The organism is Bradyrhizobium sp. Rc2d (genome assembly GCF_900099855.1).
Lineage (GTDB): Bacteria > Pseudomonadota > Alphaproteobacteria > Rhizobiales > Xanthobacteraceae > Bradyrhizobium.
Map to the genome: position 1 here is coordinate 25,746 of NZ_FNCU01000050.1, position 16,791 is coordinate 42,536.

Annotated in this window: 16 protein-coding genes and 1 pseudogene; 9 read left to right on the forward strand and 8 right to left on the reverse strand. The window is 59.2% G+C overall.

Translation table 11 applies throughout. The features are described from left to right. Positions 1-30: 30 nt before the first annotated feature. From hemA to BLV07_RS50475, 3 genes and pseudogenes are all read right to left on the reverse strand, one after another. Positions 31-1,389, reverse strand: a complete 1,359-nt coding sequence (gene hemA / locus BLV07_RS37605; protein ID WP_091896266.1) for a 5-aminolevulinate synthase — start codon at positions 1,387-1,389, stop codon at positions 31-33. 247 nt (positions 1,390-1,636) lie between these two features. Then, positions 1,637-2,082: pseudogene (locus BLV07_RS37610) on the reverse strand (SOS response-associated peptidase family protein); the annotation flags it as partial. A 289-nt stretch (positions 2,083-2,371) separates the two neighbouring features. Next, positions 2,372-4,159, reverse strand: a complete 1,788-nt coding sequence (locus tag BLV07_RS50475) for a GAF domain-containing sensor histidine kinase (protein WP_176946023.1) — start codon at positions 4,157-4,159, stop codon at positions 2,372-2,374. Positions 4,160-5,149: 990 nt separating this feature from the next. Here BLV07_RS50475 and BLV07_RS37620 point away from each other — a divergent pair. The 3 genes from BLV07_RS37620 to BLV07_RS37630 all read left to right on the forward strand — a co-directional run bounded on the left by BLV07_RS37620 (position 5,150) and on the right by BLV07_RS37630 (position 7,532). Next, positions 5,150-5,788, forward strand: coding sequence for a cytochrome P460 family protein (locus BLV07_RS37620; protein ID WP_091896179.1), 639 nt, complete (start codon positions 5,150-5,152; stop codon positions 5,786-5,788). Positions 5,789-5,799: 11 nt separating this feature from the next. After that, positions 5,800-6,369 carry a cytochrome P460 family protein gene (locus BLV07_RS37625; RefSeq protein ID WP_091896182.1) on the forward strand — a complete coding sequence of 190 codons (570 nt, stop codon included), beginning with the start codon at positions 5,800-5,802 and terminating at the stop codon, positions 6,367-6,369. Positions 6,370-6,479: 110 nt separating this feature from the next. After that, entirely contained in the window at positions 6,480-7,532 is a 1,053-nt protein-coding gene (locus tag BLV07_RS37630; RefSeq protein WP_244551345.1) for a DUF7482 domain-containing protein, read from the forward strand. A gap of 279 nt (positions 7,533-7,811) precedes the next feature. On the opposite strand, the gene BLV07_RS37635 is transcribed toward BLV07_RS37630, so the two are convergent. Beyond that, complete coding sequence (locus BLV07_RS37635; RefSeq protein WP_091896188.1) at positions 7,812-8,069, reverse strand: winged helix-turn-helix transcriptional regulator; 258 nt, start codon at positions 8,067-8,069, stop codon at positions 7,812-7,814. A gap of 688 nt (positions 8,070-8,757) precedes the next feature. On the opposite strand from BLV07_RS37635, the gene BLV07_RS37640 reads away from it, so the two are divergent. Beyond that, positions 8,758-11,595 (forward strand): ATP-binding protein, encoded by a 2,838-nt coding sequence (locus tag BLV07_RS37640; RefSeq protein ID WP_176946024.1) that lies wholly within the window; start codon positions 8,758-8,760, stop codon positions 11,593-11,595. A gap of 17 nt (positions 11,596-11,612) precedes the next feature. Here the strand turns inward: BLV07_RS37640 and msrA are convergent, their stop codons facing one another. The 4 genes from msrA to BLV07_RS50175 form a co-directional block, all read right to left on the reverse strand. After that, complete coding sequence (gene msrA / locus BLV07_RS37645) at positions 11,613-12,146, reverse strand: peptide-methionine (S)-S-oxide reductase MsrA (protein ID WP_091896193.1); 534 nt, start codon at positions 12,144-12,146, stop codon at positions 11,613-11,615. 125 nt (positions 12,147-12,271) lie between these two features. After that, positions 12,272-12,433 (reverse strand): peptide-methionine (R)-S-oxide reductase, encoded by a 162-nt coding sequence (locus BLV07_RS37650; RefSeq protein ID WP_091896196.1) that lies wholly within the window; start codon positions 12,431-12,433, stop codon positions 12,272-12,274. Further along, entirely contained in the window at positions 12,430-12,837 is a 408-nt protein-coding gene (locus BLV07_RS37655; RefSeq protein WP_244551346.1) for a hypothetical protein, read from the reverse strand. The genes BLV07_RS37650 and BLV07_RS37655 overlap by 4 nt, the downstream gene beginning before the upstream one ends. A gap of 498 nt (positions 12,838-13,335) precedes the next feature. After that, positions 13,336-13,770 carry a LysR family transcriptional regulator gene (locus BLV07_RS50175; protein WP_349525541.1) on the reverse strand — a complete coding sequence of 145 codons (435 nt, stop codon included), beginning with the start codon at positions 13,768-13,770 and terminating at the stop codon, positions 13,336-13,338. A gap of 256 nt (positions 13,771-14,026) precedes the next feature. On the opposite strand from BLV07_RS50175, the gene BLV07_RS46895 reads away from it, so the two are divergent. The 5 genes from BLV07_RS46895 to bfr all read left to right on the forward strand — a co-directional run bounded on the left by BLV07_RS46895 (position 14,027) and on the right by bfr (position 16,627). Beyond that, positions 14,027-14,260 (forward strand): DUF488 family protein, N3 subclade, encoded by a 234-nt coding sequence (locus BLV07_RS46895; RefSeq protein ID WP_143035626.1) that lies wholly within the window; start codon positions 14,027-14,029, stop codon positions 14,258-14,260. 10 nt (positions 14,261-14,270) lie between these two features. Continuing rightward, complete coding sequence (locus BLV07_RS37670; protein ID WP_091896199.1) at positions 14,271-14,630, forward strand: hypothetical protein; 360 nt, start codon at positions 14,271-14,273, stop codon at positions 14,628-14,630. Between the two features lie 191 nt (positions 14,631-14,821). Further along, on the forward strand, positions 14,822-15,595 hold the full coding sequence (locus BLV07_RS37675; RefSeq protein WP_176946025.1) for a caspase family protein: 774 nt from the start codon (positions 14,822-14,824) through the stop codon (positions 15,593-15,595). Between the two features lie 157 nt (positions 15,596-15,752). Continuing rightward, positions 15,753-15,971 carry a (2Fe-2S)-binding protein gene (locus tag BLV07_RS37680; RefSeq protein ID WP_091896204.1) on the forward strand — a complete coding sequence of 73 codons (219 nt, stop codon included), beginning with the start codon at positions 15,753-15,755 and terminating at the stop codon, positions 15,969-15,971. A gap of 167 nt (positions 15,972-16,138) precedes the next feature. Then, on the forward strand, positions 16,139-16,627 hold the full coding sequence (bfr, locus tag BLV07_RS37685) for a bacterioferritin (RefSeq protein WP_091896279.1): 489 nt from the start codon (positions 16,139-16,141) through the stop codon (positions 16,625-16,627). Positions 16,628-16,791: the final 164 nt, after the last annotated feature.

The following is a 16,791-nucleotide window of genomic DNA, read 5'->3' on the forward strand; positions in this document are numbered from 1 at the left end:
TTGCGAAGGGGGCGCTCCCAAGTGCAGCTCTCAGCCAAGAGAGAGGGTGTCCCAGGTCTCAACGAGCGCAGCTGTGAGTTCCGCTATGTGAGTATCCCCGTGATATGGCGACGGCGTGATGCGCAGACGCTCCGTCCCACGAGGAACGGTCGGATAGTTGATCGGCTGGATATAGATGGCGTGGCGCTCTAGAAGGCGATCGGCTGCCGCCTTGCACAATTCCGCATCGCCGACAATCACAGGCACGATGTGGGTTTCGGTCGGAAGGACCGGAAGCCCGGCGGCTCGGAGCGCCCGTTTCGTTGCAGCGGCTTGCCGTTGGTGTGCTTCGCGCTCGGCAGACGAATGCTTCAGGTAACGAACTGACGCACGGGCTGCGGCAGCAATTGGTGGAGGGAGTGCTGTCGTGAAGATGAATCCGGGCGCGAAGCTGCGCACCGCGTCGCAGATCAATCGCGACGCCGAGATATAACCGCCAATGCAGCCGAATCCCTTGGCGAGGGTACCCTCGATCACGGTTACGCGCTGCATCACGCCATCACGCTCGCTGATTCCGCCTCCGTGAGCGCCGTAGAGGCCGACCGCGTGAACCTCATCGAGGTAGGTCATCGCACTATACCGGTCCGCAAGGTCGCAGATGGCGCCGATCGGGGCCACATCACCATCCATCGAGTATATGGACTCGAACACGACAAGCTTGGGGCGGTCTCCCGCCTCGCGCAGCAGCGCCTCAAGGTGACCGAGATCGTTGTGGCGAAAAATCCGCTTTTCGCAACCTGATTGACGGACGCCTTCGATAATCGAATTGTGGTTGAGTGCATCAGATAAGACCACGCAGTCTGGGATCAGCTTACCGATCGTCGAGATGCTGGCCTGGTTCGATACGTAGCCGGAGGTGAAGACGAGGCTCGCTTCCTTGCCGTGCAGATCAGCAAGCTCACCCTCTAAATCAACCAACGGCGAATTATTTCCGGCGATGTTGCGCGTTCCGCCCGCTCCGGCACCGCAACGGTGTGCCGTTGCGGTCATTGCGCTCAGGACCTCCGGATGCTGTCCCATGCCGAGATAGTCGTTCGAGCACCAAACCGTGATCTCTGTAACCGTTCCGTCAGAACGGCGCCATTTGGCGGCTGGGAAGCGGCCGGAGATGCGTTCGATGTCGGCGAAGACGCGATAACGCTGCTCACCGTGCAGGCACTCAAGAGAGCCATGGAAATGACGTTCGTACACTTGGGCCACACAATCGTTATCGCCCGTCGCGAACGTCCCGTCGGAGGACGTCAACGCTCTTTGTCCCGGCGCAATATCCACACACAAATGGCTATTACCGACGCTTCCGTGCGTCGATTGCCTAGCTTGCCACTTTGTCGATACGTCCAGATCGATCATCTCAATCTCTCCTGACCGTAGCTCGACCATAGCTCATCACGCAGAGCACTTCACACTCGTCTCAGTTATAATTTGCATGACACCCGGTTATGGTCGGGCGCCGCCTGAAGCAGTTCATTAACCCAGAACGGCCCGGACGGCGGTCTCGACGGCGGGCCCGGTTGGGTAAAGCCTGAGGCACGCCTCAGGGGCATGGGCAGAGGATGAGCGCGCGATCCCCTTTTTCGGCCCCACGCATCCGAGCGCGTCATGGCACCGGCCGCTGCAATGCCTTGGCCTCGTCCCACGGTGCGCGCATCCAAACGTCCCGCTCCTCGTCGGTGGCGAGGATCACCGGTACAGCCTTGGGATGGATCGGCGCGGCGACGGCGTTCGGTACCGTCGTCAGAAGCCGTACATCAGATGCGGCCCTGGCACCGGCTTCGACTTGGTGCCACGCACTCCGTTGAAGGTCGTCCAGATATGAAGGCGAATAGCGGCCGGTAGTCGTTGAGTGCGAACCAGACCACATCCTTTTCTTTGTCTCAGGGTTCAGCTCGGGCGCGTACTCGGCGACGCCGTCAGCCGGGAAAGGCATCGCTGCTCCGGCTTCAGCCAGCCTCGCCTGTGCGGCGATGACGCGTTGCTGTTGTTGGTGACCGGCGGCCTGCCTGTGCGCGGGGGCATTCCCCACCGCATCATCCTCAACTCGCGGCCGGTGCCGGTGCTACTGCCACGAAAGACCTTAACAGCAAGCCGCCACAACTTCCTCTACGTCGCGGCCGACCACCTCTGAGCACGCCGAATCAGCAATGGGCGTGGTGTAGGGTTGCCGCGTTTGCGAATGTACGGCGGTCAGGCGGGCTCGTTGATCGTCTCGGATTCTACGAGAGCAGTGCAGTGTCAGGTTCGGTATTGTTCACCAGAGCCACCGGCAAGTGCGGCCCTGCAGGTGGCACCTGAACCTCGCATTACCTCAACCAGCACCTGAGCTTCGCCTTCCTCACTTTTGCGAGTATACCGGCAACGTGAATTGGAAAACGGCACCCCGCTGTACGTTGGCAGTCGCCCACAGTTGACCCTGATGTGCCTCAACTATCGAACGGCAAATGGACAGTCCCATTCCCAAACCACTCGTTTTGGTCGTGTAGAAAGCATCAAACACCCGCTCGGTGTTTTCGGCCGTCAGCCCGGGACCCGAATCCCGCACCGCCACGAGCACGCCCCCGGAGCCGTCTTCCCCGGTGCTTATCATCAATTCTTTCGGTCCTTCTCTTGTTCCGCTCATCGCCTCGGCGGCGTTAACGAATAGATTGAGAAGAACCTGTTGGATTTGGACACGATCGCCCTGCACGGCTGGTAGGCGCTCGGCAAGCTGCGTCTGAACGGAAACGCCATTCTTCGACATCTCGCCGCTCGTCAACGCCGCGACCTCTAGGACTGTTGAATTGATGTCCAAGCTGTCCTTTCGTGGAGGCGCTTTTTTTACGAGAGCCCGGATCCGATCGATGATATCACCGGCTCGAAAGCCGACCTTGACGATCTCAGCAAGTGCCAGCTTGACTTCCTCCAGATCTGGCGGTTGAGCGCGAAGGAAGTTCAAAGCCGCGTTGGCGGAATTAATGGATGCCCCGATCGGCTGGTTAATTTCGTGGGCAATTGAAGCCAACAGCTGCCCCATCGTTGCGACGCGGTTGGCATGTGCGAGCTCATTCTGTACTTCGCTATACCGCCGCTCGCTCTCTCGTATCGCCGCCTCCGCTCGCTTGCGATCGGTTAAGTCGAGCACGAAGGCGACGCCTTCATCTGACTTTTCTTCGAAGGTTGCACCTCCGACCAATACGGGCACGCGATCGCCGTTCTTATGAAAATACTCCTTCTCATACGGTTGGGCAGTTCCAGTCGTCTCTAATTCTCTGATTCGTCGCTCGTCGGCGTTGCGCCACTCAGCAGGCGTCAAGTCTTTCCACAGAAGACGGCCCGAAACGAGATCATCGCGCCCGTAGCCCACAATTTGAAGAAAGGCGTCATTAGCATCAATGATACGGCCGTCAAAACTCCAGATGAATATCCCGATGATGTTGGCGTTAACTAAGCGCCGGATCTTCGCTTCCAACCCACTGGCCAATGCCCGCACGGCTGTTTCCGCCTGTTGGCGCGCGGCGATCTGCAATTTGAGGTCTTCAATGAACTCGACGGTTTGGTACGCCAGGGAGGCGAATTGTCCCAAGGTATTCATGATCCTTTCATCTTCCGAATCGAACTTGCGGCGCTCGCCGTGCGTGATCGCCCATATTGTCCCGACAGCCTTGCCCCCGATGTAAAATGGGACCAGCAGGCACTCTTCCGCCGCGGGCGTAATCGGGATGAAGTATGGGTAACGCAGCTCGAAATGTCGAAAAAGCAATGTACGGTTTTGATCGAGCACGTCTCCGCAGGGCCCGAAATCGCGCGGCGTCCCGCGGCCAATATGCCGTTTCCATTCGCCAGCAATTGCCGGCCAATAAAACCGTTTCCCACCATCATCCTTCGTTAACAAACTGAGGCCGGAAGAATCACACTGGGTGACGTCGAGAATTATCTCCGCCAGTGTCTGAAGGATGTTGAACGGTGACTCGACAAGCGCGCCGGCCAGCGCTACGAGCGCGCGGTTCTCCTTCTCGTGGTCGGGTGGACGCCACGGGCGACGACGCAGCTCCTCTGTGCAAAGGATCGCTTCCAGAGAAACCGCACCAGGGGGTACCGAGGCCGCGACAGGAAAGTAATTTGTCGATTGGGTTGTCTCGATCATGGTTCGCCTCCGTACGGCGAAAGCGCTGCCGAGCAATTGATGAACGCCCCAGGGTAAACGACATGTCGGCTACCCGTCATCAACGCCGAACGCTTTCGAGGCGTGGTGGTTCCGATGCAGCGAAAACATTTCGATCCTCGCCTTAAGGCTACAGGAAAGTCGTTTGAGTGGACAGCATAAACGATGGTCTGCAGGATCAAGGGAACGAGGTTAACCTGATGAACGTGACAGCCCAAAGCAGATCGTTCCCGAGAAGGTGCCGGTCACGGAGGGCCTACCTAGGGGTGCGGCGATCGAGAAGGGACTGGGAGGTGGTCAGCGTCTCACGCCACAAGCCCGAGCTGCCCAGTGGCCGGGATATCGAGCTTGTGCCGGTCTCGGGACACGGGATGGTGCCGCGGTGCATTTGAGCCGCTGACTGGCAACAGCGTTGCATGGGAAGCCCGAGCTGGTCCCAGGCCGGTCTGGCGCGTCGCGGCGGAACGTTTGAGCGCCGGCAGTCAAGTGGCTGCAGCGCAGAGGCGACCGCGAGACGCAGAAGCCGCGTGGTGGAAGCGTATCGCCGCTCGAAGAGCTTGCGACCAGATCTTGGCTGTGCTCGCCAAGAATCCCGGCCGCCCCTGCTGGAGAGGATTGCTGAGCTGCGCAAGCGGCGCGTTCGGACCAGCCGCAGTTCGCTCTGGCGTTTTCTCGACCGCCACAACATCACTCTTAAAGAAAAGCCTGCAAGCCGCCGAACGGCAGCGAGCAGATGTCGCGCGAGCACGCCGACGTCGGATAGCAAAACTAACGCCGGCAATTCCTCGTCACCGCGGCGTGCTAGTTCGAGAGGACGTCATTCCAGACGGGCATTAATTTCATGACCCTTTGTTTCTTTCGCACTAAGGCACCCACGACTAACCTACCTGTGCGTAGTCAATGAGACCAACTGCGCACGAATGCCATCATTGCTTCATTCGGCGACATACAGCTGGTCAGAGGAGAGCGATCATGAGACGTACCGTACTAGCACTTTCCACCGTCCTCGGCGCTGGCGCTATTGCAACCGCAGTCTTCGCACAGCAGCCGCAGCTTCCACCACCCGACGATTGGCACGCTACTAGTCGCTATCTTCCTGAATACACGAAAGATGGCGACCTTATTCTTCCAAAGAACTTTCACGAATGGGTTTATGTTGGCTCGCCACTGACGCCAAATTTTTTAAACCCCCCTCAAGCAAACTTCCCTGAATTTCACAACGTATATATCGAGCCAGGTTCTTACGATATCTACAAGAAGACGGGCGTCTTCCCTGAAGGAACAATTTTCGTGAAAGAACTGCAGCTCATGCAGCCCGCCACTCATCCGGACGGTTCGAGGACCGAGCCATCGGGGAAAGGATTCTTTCCGGGCGCCTTCAACGGGGCGGATGTGACCGTCAAGGACGCCAAGAGATATAAGGCGACGAATGGCTGGGGTTATTACAACTTCAACCACCATGAGCCCAAGGCAGCCACCGCCAAGGTCCGACCGATCGAGGAGTGCGCCTACTGTCACATTGCGAGTGCGAAACGGGACGACGTATGGACGCAGTTCTACGTGTTGCTCGACCAGGTGCCGGTGCCGCCCGGCCAGACCATTAAAAAGTAGGGAGAACTGCGATGAAATTCCTCGGAAGTGCGGCCGCGGCTTCCGCGTCCTTCATCGTCGTGACCGTCGGGTGCCTTGTCTCGCAGCCCGTAGATAGCAAGCCCGTCCATGCGCAGGAACAACTTGTTGACGCGGCAGGCAACATGCATATCCCGAAGAGCTACCGAACCACCTACGAATTTCTTGGGAGCTGGTCTGTCGCAGGTGATAAGGGCGCTAAGGAGATGCACGTCGTCTACGCTTCGCCAGGAACTGCGGCGGCGTATCGCGCGACGGGTAAATTCCCCGAACGTTCGATCCTCGTGAAGGAAGTTTACGCCACGGCCACTTCGGATATGACGACTGGGACGGTCAGCCATCAAGAAATTCTCAAAGGCTGGTTCATGATGGTGAAGGACAGTAAGAACAGCCACCCCGATAATAAGCTGTGGGGCAATGGTTGGGGTTGGTCTTGGTTCAACGCGGGTGACCCTGTGAAAACGACCTCAACGGACTTCCGCTCAGACTGTCTAGGTTGCCACATCCCTGCCAAGGCGACTGACTGGATCTACGTGCAAGGCTATCCCGGACTGAAGAAGTGACAGTTCGTTAGCGAGCTGCGTTCGAATGCTGTGTGTAAAATTGGACTGGATGCAGAATAGGTAGAGCCATGGAGCCTAGCAAAAAGCGCGGCAGATGGATTTGTGGATCAATGATGGTCTTTGTGGTGTCGTTTTCGGCAGCTCAAGGCAGTCTAGCCGCCAATGCACCTGCCGAAAAAAGAATCACAAAGCAATTCCTTACGTCGGGCCAGGTGGACCTCGCACGAGAGGTGGTGACGCTGCCGCTCCATCGTGGGCGTCTTTCTTCGGGAGAAACTGTTTGGTTCGTGCTTACCGACGTCAGTGATTTTGCTACTTCAAAAAAGATGGGGCTCACATGGGCGCCGAGTCTTGCTAAGGCCAAAGACCTGACGAGCACGCGGGTCGCGGAAATGGATGACTCGGGTAAGTTCACGTTCAAATCTGGCCGGATCGATTTCTCGCCGTCGCAGACGTTAGTGGGGGGCGAGGCGCCCAACTTTTTTCCTCCTAAAACGGCCCGACCCGGGTCTGTCGGGGATGCGCACTACAGTCCATTGGTTCGGGTGACGAACGATAAGGACATTGTCTTTAATGCTCCGGTCATCGCGTTTGACGTCGGGTCCGAGAAAATCGCGTTCTGCAACGGCAGTCCTGATTACTCTGTCGTGACGGACTCCGTAGCGAGTATCTGTCCTGATAAGGGGACCGTTGACTTGAAGCTCCGGTTTGGCTTTGCGAACGGCAAACACCTGCGTTACCTTAGCTTTGACGCAAACTCCGAGGAGTCGGCGACCCTCGAATCGTCCACCTTTGCGCCGGCGGAAAGCGACATTCTTCAGAGCGGCGCGACAGAGGTGATCTATACGATTGTGAACGGCAACATGGGTGCGAAAGATCCGAACCGCCAGGGGCTCGACAGCGCCATCAAGGGAGAGGGGCCCTCGCTCGACATCCTAGCGCACTTCACAGAGATCAACGCCGGATATTCTCCGATGTGGGACGTGCGGCTGGCCGAGTGGACCAAGGAGGCTATCTCGAAGGATCAACGGAAACTGATCACTGACGGCGATGATCTCGAAGCCAAGAGTGCGTCAGGTTTACTGGTGAGCCCTGCGGGGGGGCCAGTAAAGACGACGGGAAATCTGGTGAATTGCCCGGTCGTAGGCTTCACCGATGAATAATCTCCTGGCCACATAACTGCGCTTCCCTGTTCATGCGGAGGAGCGTAAACGGTCTGTCAGCCACCGACGCTTCCGTCGCACATCGATGCGAGTTTGATGAGTACGCGCTCGAGCCCGACGCCTCTCTGTTAAGCGGATCTGGAGCCTCTTTAAGTGAGCTACGAGTCGCTGCCTTCGAACGCTGTCGCGAGTCTCGGGAAGGTCGCCGGTCTTGGTGCAAAGCGAATGTTCAGCCGGGCCCGCGTGTCTCAGAAGGGCCAACACCGGAAGCCGCTCCACTCATCGCTTTTGACCTCGATCGAACGCGCGGCTGGTGGTCTCGATGGCAGCCTGATGATCCTGCGCCCACGGCCAAAGCGCAACCATCGGCGGGATCCGCGTCTCGCCCCGTTCGGCCAGCGCACAGTCAACTCGCGTCGGAATCGTCGGATATGGGGTTCGCGTGACCAGCCCCTCACGTTCGAGCCCCTTCAACTCTGGCTTAGCATGTGTGCCGATATCCCATCTGTCAAATTGAAGATTATTGTCATAGCGCATCGGTCTCTGAGAAAGGCACCCACTACCATCGGATCCACTCATCGCGCCTCAGCGGTCTCACAGTTTTGCGCGAGATCGCCGCAGCGCGGCCATGAACGAGACGGTGGTTTTGGCGCCGGAACGCATCCTTTTCGCTTACGTGTTTTTGCGCCTAATCGTGGTTCACCTCGCAGGCGCGGCGTGGTAATCACTTCATCAGGTGCGACGGGGTGACTTTCAAGGGAGCGCCGGGCTGATCAAAGCGCGGTAAGCGTCGACGACGAGTTCTTTCCTTATGGCGATCACGCCGAGGGCATTCGCGCAGATCGATCCGCGTTTGGAGGAGCATTTCGCAAAAGGCGAGCTGACTGAAGGTGGAACCGAACAACCGGCATGGCGTTGCGCTGTACGAGTTTGTAGGCGTCCTCGCGGCCGTTCGCGATGGAACATCTCAACGTCACCGCTAACCGCCCCGACGAGTGCGGCCAAAAAGATTGGAGGAAGCGCGGTGATACGGGACGAGGGGTGCAGCCGCCCCCCGGAGTTTCTTTCTGGTGGCGGCGAAATGGGTGCGCTCATGCGCGCCCATGACTGGACGCAGTCCCCATTGGGGCCACCGGCGCAATGGCCTGATTCGCTCAAGATGGCCCTAAGCATCTTGCTCAACTCGCGGTTCCCAATGGTCATTTTTTGGGGGCCGGAGTTTAGAGTGCTCTACAACGATGCCTGGCGGCCTATACTCGGTGCGGGAGGCAAGCATCCGAAGGCGCTCGATAGTCCGGGCATCGAGGTTTGGCCGGAGGTTTGGGACATCCTTGGTGCGCAGCTTGACAGCGTATTGAAGGGGGGTGAAGCAACCTGGTCCGAGGACTTGCTGCTTCCGCTGGAGCGCTACGGCTATCTCGAAGAGGCATACTTCACGTACTCATATAGTCCCATCAAGGCCGCCGATGGTTTCGTCGGCGGCGCGTTCACCGCGGTCTTCGAAACGACAGAGCGGGTTCTCAGCGAGCGTCGGATGCAGATTTTGCGCGAACTGGCCGCAAGGACCGCAGAATCGAAAAGCGTCAGGGAGGCATGCCATACCTTCGCCGAGGTCCTTGGGGAAAACAACCCGGAAATCCCTTTCGCTCTCTTGTACTTGGTCGATGACGATGGTCGGGGCGTCTCACTCGCGGCTTCTGCCGGTCTCCAAAGGTCGACCTATCATCCGCCTGGCCATCTCGCGTTGGATGGGAATGACGGGTGGTCCATTGCGCGGGCGGTGCGCCACGGTGAGCCGGTTGTGCTCGACGATCTGGATTTGCGGGTTGGGACGCTGACCGCGGGTATTTGGCCTGAGCCGACGACGAAGGCGATTGTCTTGCCGGTGGCAAAATCGGGCCAGCATGCCGGCGTGACCGGTGTGCTCATTGGCGGAATCAATCCCCGCCGGGCACTAGACATCCCCTATCGACGGTTTTTCGATCTGGTGGCCGGGCAAATGGCCACGGCGGTCGCCAACAGCCGCGCCTACGAAGAGGAGCGCCGCCGGTCGGAGGCTCTCGCCGAAATCGATCGCGCTAAGACCGCCTTCTTTTCCAACGCGAGCCACGAGTTCCGCACGCCGCTGAGCCTGATGCTCGGTCCGCTCGAAGATATGCTGGTGCGCCATCCGACGGCGGCCACGATCGTCTCCGAGCGGCGCGACCTTGAGATCATGCACCGCAATGGCCTGCGGCTGCTCAAGCTGGTCAATACGCTGCTCGACTTCTCCCGCATTGAGGCGGGCCGTATCCAGGCGGTCTATGAGCCGGTCGACTTGGCTGTCTACACGGCGGAAGTCGCCAGTAATTTCCGCTCGGCGATGAGCCGGGCGGGTCTGCGTTTCACCATCGACTGCCCGCCGCTCTCCGGCCCCGTGTACGTCGATCGGGACATGTGGGAGAAGATCGTTCTCAACCTCGTGTCGAACGCCTTCAAGTACACGTTCAACGGAGAAGTCGCGGTGGCGCTTCGGGCCGCCGGGCCGTCGGTAGAGCTCGTCGTCCGTGACACCGGGGTGGGCATCCCCGAGCCCGAGCTTCCGCGGCTTTTCGAGCGCTTCTATCGCGTCGAGGGCCAGCAGGGCCGCACGATGGAGGGGACCGGAATCGGACTAGCGCTCGTGCAGGAACTCGTCAAGTTGCATGGCGGCACGGTATGGGCGCAAAGCGTTCTCGGGCGCGGCACAACCTTCACGGTGACGATCCCGACGGGCACAGCCCACCTTCCGAGAGAGCGAATCGGCGGCGAGCCGACGATGGCCCCGACGGGGGTCCAGGCGGAAGCCTTCGTCGAGGAGGCGTTGCGCTGGCTCCCCGGTGGTGGAGCCCCACGCGAGGTTGCGATCGAAAAGGAACTGATTAGTCCGCGTCGGGCCGTTGCTGCGGTCGAACGTGCTACGGTGTTGGTCGCCGACGACAACGCCGATATGCTGGATTATGTGCGGCACCTGCTGGCCGCACGCTATGAGGTGGAGGCGGTTCCGGACGGCCAGGCGGCGCTCGACGCCGCCCGCACGAGGCGTCCGGATCTCATCCTCACCGATGTGATGATGCCGCGACTCGACGGGTTCGGCCTCCTTCAAGCGATCCGTACAGATGGTGCTCTTCGCGATGTGCCGGTCGTCCTGCTTTCGGCGCGCGCTGGCGAGGAAGCGAAGGTTGAGGGACTCGAAGCAGGCGCCGATGACTATCTTCTGAAGCCGTTCAGCGCCCGCGAGCTGATCGCCCGCGTCGATGCAAACCTGCAATTGGCGCGGCTCCGGCGCGAGACCAGCGAAAGCGAGCGGCGATACCGCCAAACGCAGGCCGAGCTTGCTCGCGTTACTCGGGTGATCACCCTTGGAGAGTTAACGGCCTCGATCGCGCACGAGGTGCAACAGCCGCTCGCCGCCGTCGACAACGGTGCCCTGGCCTGTCGGAAATGGCTCGACCGCGCAACTCCCGACCTGGACGAAGCGCGCGGCTGCTTGGAATTGATCATCAAAGCTAACAATCGGGCGAGTGAGGTGATCCGGCGCATCCGGACGCTCGCGAAAAAGGCTGAGATTGAGAAAGTAGCGCTCGACGTCAATGACGTCATCAAGGAGGTCATCGCGCTGGTGCAGGGTGAACTAACCGGCCACCTGGTGTCGTTGCATTTGGAGTTGGCCCCCACACTGCCCACGATCATGGCCGATCGGGTCCATTTGCAGCAGGTGGTTATGAACCTCGTGATGAATGGTATTGAAGCCATGCAATCGGTCACGGATCGCCCGCGCGAACTGGTGATCCAATCCAGCCAGGACGAGACACAACAAGTGCACGTAAGTGTGACGGATCGCGGCGTCGGGATCTCCACCGAGAATGCGGGGCGACTGTTCGAGCCCTTCTTCACTACAAAATCCAGCGGCATGGGTATGGGACTCTCAATCTGCCGTTCGATCATCGAAGCCCACGGTGGCCGGCTCTGGGACACTCCAAACGCACCCTTCGGTGCCACGTTTGAGTTCACGCTGCCGGTGAATGCTGACCACGCGGCATGAGGTTGCGCCGGTACGCGTCATCCAAAAACACAGCCGGGGAAGTCGCGGCTTCCACTTGGCAACGATTTATTGCGCACACGCCGTGAGGCTGCCGCGCCGCCCGCCACGCGGTCGCCGTCAGGCGGCGTTTCTCCGCGGCAACTTCCAATGCGGACGGGACGCGAGAGCTCGGTCACAACCTTTCCCGGCCACAGTCCTGAGGCCTCGACATCGGCAATGGTATCCTCGGCGACGCGGCGCTGTTCCTCGCTCGTGTAGAAGATCGCCGACCTGTAGCTTGCACCTCGGTCGTTTCCCTGCCGATCGGGCGTCGTCGGGTCGTGGATCTGGAAGAAAAACTCCAGCAGGTCGCGGAAGCTCGTCTGGCTCGGGTCGAACATGATCTCAATCGCTTCCGCGTGCGTGCCGTGGTTGCGGTACGTGGCGTTCTTGACGTCGCCGCCCGAATAGCCGACTCGTGTCGAGACGACGCCGGGCAAGCGCCGCACCAACTGCTGCATTCCCCAGAAGCATCCCCCTGCCAGCATCGCGCGTTCTGTAGTCGCTGCCATGGTCAAGCCTCCTGCTTTGCAAAGAGCTTCACGTACTCGCCGTACCCCTCGCTCTCCAACTGGTTGCGGTGGACGAACGTCAAGGAGGTCGAGCCATGCACTACCTCAGCCCGTTGACGCGCGGCCTATCCGAAAAAAACGTGACCAAGGTGGCGGTCGTCGTGCCTGGAGCGAACCTCGGTTCGTGTCATGCCGTGCGGACTGTCGACGTTCTCGACGACGTTCGCGGCCTCGAGGGGCCGCACTTTCTTTTTGACAGCGGCGTAATCATAGACAACGCTGATCATGTCAGCGCTCCCGGCATGAAACAACGAATGTGCGGTTCGTCGGTCATCTGAAAACCGGAGCTATACCACACCCATACCAACGTACTACGGTCCAAGTTCGGGTCGGTAACGAGGGCATCGTCCGGAACATCAACCCACTCGGTATCGTCCTTCTTCATGTCCTGACCGTTGGAGGCGGCTCTATAGAGGTCGGCGGTCTTGGGCACCAGAACCCTGTAATGGCTCTCCTTCTTGTTTTGAGTGGTCCATTCGACATCGCGCAGATGTAGGGCGTCGGAGCCGTCACAGCAGGGACCAGACTTACTGCGGAGCTTGGCAAACCACGGGTTCAGCTCTGGGTGCATCGCATCATGACCGTAGGAAGCCGGCAGCGTCATCGTCCACGTTAGCGCGATAATCAGCATGCACATGACGATCAGGTAGCAAGCCAAGATGAGAGGACCGTAGTTCTCCGTGGGGGGAACACTCGACACTACGGTCCCCTTCATCCGGCCTTGCCAAAACCGGTTCCTTTGGATTGGGGGCGTCGGGGTGGAGTCAGTCTTGGGTGCTTCAATCATCCAATCACTCGGTTACACAAGAACGAGTCTCCGGATAGTGCAGAAGCGAACGGAAGAAACCGGCGTTACTGTAGAGCGAAGTCATGGGACTGGTGTTTGCAATCAGCTCTCGCGTCGACCAAGAAACGGAGCCCCCGCCGAAACCACGTCGACGTAGAGACTAGGCTCCATGTTGTCCCAGTAGTCGTTGGCGAAGGGGCGCTCGGTCCCGTCAGTCTGCGGGAGCGTTATTGCTCGCGAGTCAACTTCGAGACCGCTTCCGGTTTTTCCCTGTAGGTTGGCATTCGCGATACTCCTTTTTGTTCTGCATTGAAGATAGGCGCCGGGTCGTCAACCGTCCAATCACCTCCGGCTATCGAAACGATGCCAGATCGACAGTGGAGGTGCTTCAATCTGCCGGGGCCGATTCACTTGCCCTAGGAGACGGGTCTGACGTTGCTGGAACAGGACTTGATCGACGCCGTCGCCGCCGGCGTCGCGCGCGGGACGGTGTACTCCCGGAGGCCTGCGACTCCCCTCGTCGACCTGTCCCGGGATGCGTTTGCACGCGGATACGTCCGCAAGCCCCGCTTCGATCAGCGACAGTTTCCGCGCGGAGCGGACCAGCAGCTTGGTGTTGAGATGCGCCTTCAGATCAGCGACCTTCCGACTGATGGTCGTTAGGGGGACGCCGAGCCGCCGATCCGCTGCGGAGAGACTGCCGGCTTCGGCCGAGGCTACCAGGATCGACCTCCCTTCGAGCCGGTCAGATAGCGCACCCCAGATCTGGAAAACCAAGTGAGGGCGCTCCGCGCCGCCGGCTCCTCCTCGGTCAGCGTGGCGAGTCGGGCGCGGCTGAGGACGAGGTCCGGGACACTGACATTAGAGCCCCGGTCGGTGCTCAGCCGATGACCTGCTGTTATCGATTGCATGATCAAGAAACATGATCGCCGCGGCACGACGCGCCCTAGGCTGGCCGAGACGGTCGGCGTCAGTGACGGCCCGCATCGTCACCGACCGAATAATCCTTTGCGGTCTACAGTAGGAAGATCAAATGCGCCGTATTGCCATTCCGAAACGCGAACGCATCCGGCCGCGCGGGCTCACGAAGGAGCATGCCAGCGTCGAGGTGTGGCTGAAGGACATCGCCCCGAGCGCCGGCCTGAGGACCGGGTTTGGCCAAACGCCCTGCACGCGAAAGTCCCATATGTCGATCAGCAAGCGTACCGGTCCAGGACGAATGCGGACCGTTTCTGGACGGCTCGAATACATGGTCTGCTTTACTTAGGAGAACTATCATGACAAAGCGTTGGCTTCTGATCGCGGCAGCAAGCTGCATCATTGTCTTTGCACCGGCAGCATACGGGCGCTCGGCGTACGACGGCTCCTGGGACCTTGTCTTCGTGACGCAAAGAGGAGCCTGCGATTCCAGTTACAGCTTTACTGTCGATGTGACCAACGGAATTGTCACGCATCCCAATCTCGTGAGATTTCGAGGTTACGTCGCAAAATCCGGCGCGGTTCGCGCTTCGGTAACTGTCCAAGATAAATATGCCACGGGTGCGGGCAAACTGTTCGCAACGTCCGGTCAGGGGACCTGGAGCGGCCACTCAGGAGCGGCGCGATGCTCGGGCTACTGGACGGCGCGACGCAATTGAAGGATGCGACGACGTGGCGCGAATGCTGGCGGTACAAGCCATCTTGAGGAGGACCGGCTCTTCAGTGAAGCGGAGGAGACCATAATGGAATGACACTTCCCAGAATACTAGGCGAGGTTGCGGTCCTACTCGGCTTACTCTCAACTGGCCTTGGTGGGACAATGCGGTTGGAGAAGCCCCATAACCCGCCCATGAGCGCGTCCGTCTGTTCTGGTGAATCCGCACCCCTCGATGCAAACCGGCTAGCTCTGGTGATTGGCAATTCAACCTATCCCGATGCCGACTCTCCTCTTCCCCAAATGACACGCGATGCGGAAGGTTTGACGAATGCTCTTCGCAAAGACGGCTTTCTGGTCGACGCCCTTGACAACGCGACGCGTCTCGACATGACCTGCGCAATTGATCATCTAAAGGCAAGAGTACGTTTGAACTCAATTGTGTTAGTCTATTTCGGAGGTTATGGCGTCCAATCTGACAGACAAAATTATTTAATCCCAGTTGATGCGAAGATCTGGAGTGAAGAGGATGTCCGCCGCCAAGGCGTAAGCATTGACCGTCTCCTTTCGCAACTCGAGACTTCCGGAGCTCGCGTCAGGCTCGTAGTCATTGAGGCCTCACGCCGCAATCCCTACGAGCGACGCTTCAGGACTTACTCACACGGACTTGCACCCATTCAAACCAGTGAGAACGCGCTCATCCTGAGCTCAGCAGCGCCTGGCCAGGTCGTCGAAGACCCGGATGAACTACATAGTCAGCTGATGACCGCTCTTCTTACGCAGATGGATTCGTCGAAGGGGATCGAGGAGGTCTTCAACAACACCCGAAACGCAGTGGTGGCTGCTACTCAAGGTCAGCAGATTCCAGTTGTGTCATCTACGTTAACCGAGAGCGTTAATCTTTGGCCGGCGCGGAGCGGCGCTCCCGTGTCCTCCGTCGGCTCTGCAGTTAGCGGTCGCCGCGAGTGATCAAACAGATTTCGGCCCTCCAAAGATCAAAGGTCAAGGCTGACTTCCCATGGCGGTCGCCACTCAATCATCTCCGCCTTGTTTGGAGCCTCCAACGCGCACTCGCGCCGTCCCATATCGATGACGCCGCATCACTGAAGGTTCTTTTTCGCGTTTCATGATCATCTGTTCCTGCAATATCCTCAGCGACCGCGATGTTCGCCAGGCCGTAAACACGGTTGACGACGCCAACGCCAAGCAGATCTATGGACGCCTTGGCTGCAGCGCCGAATGCGGCCGCTGCGCGCACACCATCAGGACGATCATCGACGAGGCGTACAGGGAACGTGCAGTAGCCTGTCGGGCCAGCACGCCCGCATCGCCGGACCATGGATGACGCGCAGAATGAGCCCAAATTCGCGCCCACAGCGCCTAACTTCCGCGGATTTGCTGGATAGGTGCCTCTCGGTTTCGTGCCCAGAGAATGCCTGCCTGCTTGTTCTACCTCGGAATCGTCCTAAACTTGCGAAGGCCAAGAACCGGCCTCAAGTCTTGGAGTTCATCATGCAGGGCGACCCCAAAGTCATCGAGTATCTTAACAAGGGACTGCGTCACGAGCTCACGGCGATCAATCAGTACTGGCTGCACTACCGCTTCCTCAACAACTGGGGTCTCCTGGAGATGGCCAAGGTCTGGCGCAAGGAGTCCATCGAGGAGATGGAGCACGCTGACAAGCTCACCGACCGCATCATCTTCTTCGACGGTTTCCCAAACATGCAGGTGCTCGATCCCCTGCGCATCGGCCAGAAGGTCAAGGAGATTATCGAGTGCGATCTCGCCGCCGAGACCGACGCGCGGGCCCTCTATCAGGAGGCGGCGACCTATTGCCATAGCGTCAAGGACTACGTCACGCGCGATCTGTTCGAGAAGCTGATGAGCGATGAAGAGCATCACATCGACTTCTTCGAAACCAAGCTCGACCTGATCGGCCGCATCGGCCTGGAGCTCTACATCCAGAAGCATGTCGGTGGGCTCGAGACCGAAGAACATTGAATTTGTGCGCCGTCCACGGCAATCGAAGAGGTGTGGCGACGAGCAGCTGTAGTGATTGGTGCCGCTCACGCTTCCCTCAGTTGTACTCGATCGTAGGCACCCGTACAGCGCGCTTGGCGACCATGAGATCGCCGGCGAGCCAACCCGGATCATTGCAGACATTC

What these genes read in the sequence shown, in the direction of transcription:
- hemA (WP_091896266.1), bottom strand. Translation starts at nt 1,389, where the DNA reads ATGATCGATCTGGACGTATCGACAAAGTGGCAAGCTAGGCAATCGACG.
- BLV07_RS50475 (WP_176946023.1), bottom strand. Translation starts at nt 4,159, where the DNA reads ATGATCGAGACAACCCAATCGACAAATTACTTTCCTGTCGCGGCCTCG.
- BLV07_RS37620 (WP_091896179.1), top strand. Translation starts at nt 5,150, where the DNA reads ATGAGACGTACCGTACTAGCACTTTCCACCGTCCTCGGCGCTGGCGCT.
- BLV07_RS37625 (WP_091896182.1), top strand. Translation starts at nt 5,800, where the DNA reads ATGAAATTCCTCGGAAGTGCGGCCGCGGCTTCCGCGTCCTTCATCGTC.
- BLV07_RS37630 (WP_244551345.1), top strand. Translation starts at nt 6,480, where the DNA reads ATGATGGTCTTTGTGGTGTCGTTTTCGGCAGCTCAAGGCAGTCTAGCC.
- BLV07_RS37635 (WP_091896188.1), bottom strand. Translation starts at nt 8,069, where the DNA reads ATGCGCTATGACAATAATCTTCAATTTGACAGATGGGATATCGGCACA.
- msrA (WP_091896193.1), bottom strand. Translation starts at nt 12,146, where the DNA reads ATGGCAGCGACTACAGAACGCGCGATGCTGGCAGGGGGATGCTTCTGG.
- BLV07_RS37650 (WP_091896196.1), bottom strand. Translation starts at nt 12,433, where the DNA reads ATGATCAGCGTTGTCTATGATTACGCCGCTGTCAAAAAGAAAGTGCGG.
- BLV07_RS37655 (WP_244551346.1), bottom strand. Translation starts at nt 12,837, where the DNA reads ATGCTGATTATCGCGCTAACGTGGACGATGACGCTGCCGGCTTCCTAC.
- BLV07_RS46895 (WP_143035626.1), top strand. Translation starts at nt 14,027, where the DNA reads ATGCGCCGTATTGCCATTCCGAAACGCGAACGCATCCGGCCGCGCGGG.
- BLV07_RS37670 (WP_091896199.1), top strand. Translation starts at nt 14,271, where the DNA reads ATGACAAAGCGTTGGCTTCTGATCGCGGCAGCAAGCTGCATCATTGTC.
- BLV07_RS37675 (WP_176946025.1), top strand. Translation starts at nt 14,822, where the DNA reads ATGAGCGCGTCCGTCTGTTCTGGTGAATCCGCACCCCTCGATGCAAAC.
- BLV07_RS37680 (WP_091896204.1), top strand. Translation starts at nt 15,753, where the DNA reads ATGATCATCTGTTCCTGCAATATCCTCAGCGACCGCGATGTTCGCCAG.
- bfr (WP_091896279.1), top strand. Translation starts at nt 16,139, where the DNA reads ATGCAGGGCGACCCCAAAGTCATCGAGTATCTTAACAAGGGACTGCGT.